A 2,590-nucleotide genomic window follows, 5' to 3' on the forward strand; every position below is an offset into this window, starting at 1 on the left:
TGGATATTCAGGTGATGCTGACCCCCCATTCAGGCCATACTGACCCCTCTAGAGATTTTGGTCAAAAAGATAAGTTAATGACAATATTACAGTTTTTTTCTAAGACTTTCTCCTTTAAGTTCTATTCGGTGGGAAGTGTGTACCAATCGGTCTAAAATAGCGTCGGCAATGGTGGCTTCTCCGATAATATCATACCAGCTTCCCACCGGTAATTGGCTGGCTATAATGGTTGATGATTTTCCGTGCCTGTCTTCAATAATTTCCATCAGATCCATTTGTTGTTTTTTGTCCAGATGGGCCAACCCAAAATCATCCAGGATGAGTAAATGGGCTTTTGCCAGTTTATCAAAGAATTTCAGGAAGCTTCCATCAATACGGGTCATTTTGGTCTTCATCAGTAATTTTTGGGTATTGAAGTAAAGCACCTTATTGCCCTGGCTACAGGCCTGGTGTCCTAAGGCCGAGGCAAGGAAGCTTTTTCCGCAGCCCGTGGCCCCGGTAATTAATACCGATTCCCCTTTTTCCAGATATCCGCCGGTAGCCAGCTCAGTGATCTGATTCTTGTTGATTCCCCTGGAGGTTTCCAGGTTGAGTTCTTCTATGGTGGCCTGGTAGCGAAACTGGGCACTTTTCTTCAGGCGTTCAAAGCGCCGGTGGGTGCGCTCTTCTGCTTCGGCTTGCAATAATACTTCCAAGCCTTCCCCAAAGGATAGCTCGTGGTGTTGGCGGGTTTCTACCATGGCTTTCCAGCTACTGTACATGCCGTGAAGTCGAAGTTGGGATAATTGGTTTTCAATGGTGTTCATATGATATTTGATTTTAAATAGTTACTTATTTATATGAAGAAGCCCCACGGATATTCCCATGGGCAGGCAGGGATTTTACCTGTGGTTCCTCCTGATAGTCGGTCATCCGGTTCTCCAGGACCTGCTTTAAGAACCGGTAAGAATACTGTCCGTGGTCCAGGGCAATTGCGCAGGCTTTAATAAAAATCTCACGATTAGTTTTCCGGGAGAGGTTCAATATGCCGTCACAGGTTTTGTAAAGCTGCTCGGGATATTTATCCTGCTTGAACAAAGCCTCCATGTACCGGTAAAGTTCTTCAGAGTGGTTATACCCGCGTTGCAGGTAATAGGTGGGGCTACGCTCTTTATAATACTGGTGGTGGGAACACAGGTGTTCCTTCCGCGTGGTATATCCTCCCTTTTTAAGGTTCCTGGGGTGGTTGGCAATAAGGCCTGCTTTGTGATAAATCCTAACCAGCGACCGGGTATAGACTACCTTTACCTTTATCCCGATATACGTATAGGGCACACTGTAATAGTGTTTGTCCATGCCCAGGTAAATGTGATTGTTTTTGGCCACTTTATGTTCCCTATAGTATTTGATCTCGAAGGCTGTTTCCGGTAACGGCTGCAGGGTATGTTTTTCATCGGCCAGGAACTTTTCTTGCCTGCAGTAATCTTTCTGTTGCATACGGGTTTGGTTATATTCCCTGACTTTTTGGGCAATGGCTTTGTTCAAAGAAGGAAGGTCGAAGAAAGTGAGCTTGCGTAATTTGGCATATACCCGGTTGTAGATCAGCTTCACCTGGTTCTCTACCAAAGATTTGTCCTGGGGCTTTCTGGGACGTGCCGGGGTGACCGAAGTGCCATAATGGTTGGCAAAGTCTTCCAGGGCACGGTTAAGGTCAGGCTCGTAAGGATTGGCCTTTATCACGGCTGCCTTCAGGTTGTCCGGTACCAGAGTCTGGGGAACCCCGCCAAGATCTTTTAAACAACAGCTCAGGGCATAGATAAAATCTTCCAGCCTCTGGCTGGGCACGGCCAGGGCAAAGCAGTAATCGGAATACGGCAGACAGGCAACAAACACCTGAACTTCTATCTCTTCCCCGGTATCTCTATCAATATAAGATAAAGCCTTTCCGGCGTAGTCCACATAAAGTTTATCACCGGGCTTGTGGTCCAAAACCATGGAGGGTTTCCCGCTGCGCAGGTATTGCTGGAGGTGCCAGCAGAACTGGCCATAGCTATAAAAATGATGGTTTCCTGTTTTATACTCTTCCCAGAGCAACTGCCGGGTAACCCCAACCTTTTTAAGTTCTTTGCTGTAGTATTCCAGTTGCGTCTTAAGTTGCTCGTAACGCTCGTCTTTGTAGGCCGGGTTGCCAGGCCATAATTTCCCTTCCAGTACCGGGTCTTCCAAATTTAGCAGCGCTTCAATGGAGAGGGTTGATGCCCGTGCCTTCTTTACATATCCTTTTACAGTGTTCTTGCTGATCGAGAGGGTCCTGGCGATGGTTTTTATGCCCTTGCCCTGCTTATGCATACGGAGTATTTGTTTTACTTGACTCATTCGTTTTGGTTTTCCGGCCATTACTTATCTTTTGATGAATCCATCAAATAAACCAAAACCAATACAAAAAGCTGGGGGTCAGCATGCTCCTGAATAATATTCGAAGGGGTCAGCATGCTCCGGAATAATTTTCCCAGTCAGCTATTTTTTATTTTCTAAAGGGGTCAGCATCCGCCGGAATGACAGATACCTAAAAGGTGGACTTCAGAGGGGTCAGCTTAGTCCTGAATATCCA

At 46.3% G+C, this 2,590-nt stretch carries 2 protein-coding genes; both read right to left on the minus strand.

Features of this window, described 5'->3' with window-relative positions; genetic code table 11:
* Window positions 1–86 precede the first annotated feature (86 nt).
* Window positions 87–806 carry an IS21-like element helper ATPase IstB gene (gene istB / locus AB8M93_RS18620; RefSeq protein WP_373060473.1) on the minus strand — a complete coding sequence of 240 codons (720 nt, stop codon included), beginning with the start codon at window positions 804–806 and terminating at the stop codon, window positions 87–89.
* Window positions 807–831: 25 nt separating this feature from the next.
* Window positions 832–2,355: an IS21 family transposase gene (gene istA, locus AB8M93_RS18625; protein WP_373060475.1), complete on the minus strand. Its 1,524-nt coding sequence runs from the start codon at window positions 2,353–2,355 to the stop codon at window positions 832–834.
* Window positions 2,356–2,590: the final 235 nt, after the last annotated feature.

Source organism: Autumnicola aciditolerans (assembly GCF_041679265.1).
Taxonomy (GTDB): Bacteria; Bacteroidota; Bacteroidia; order Flavobacteriales; family Flavobacteriaceae; genus Autumnicola.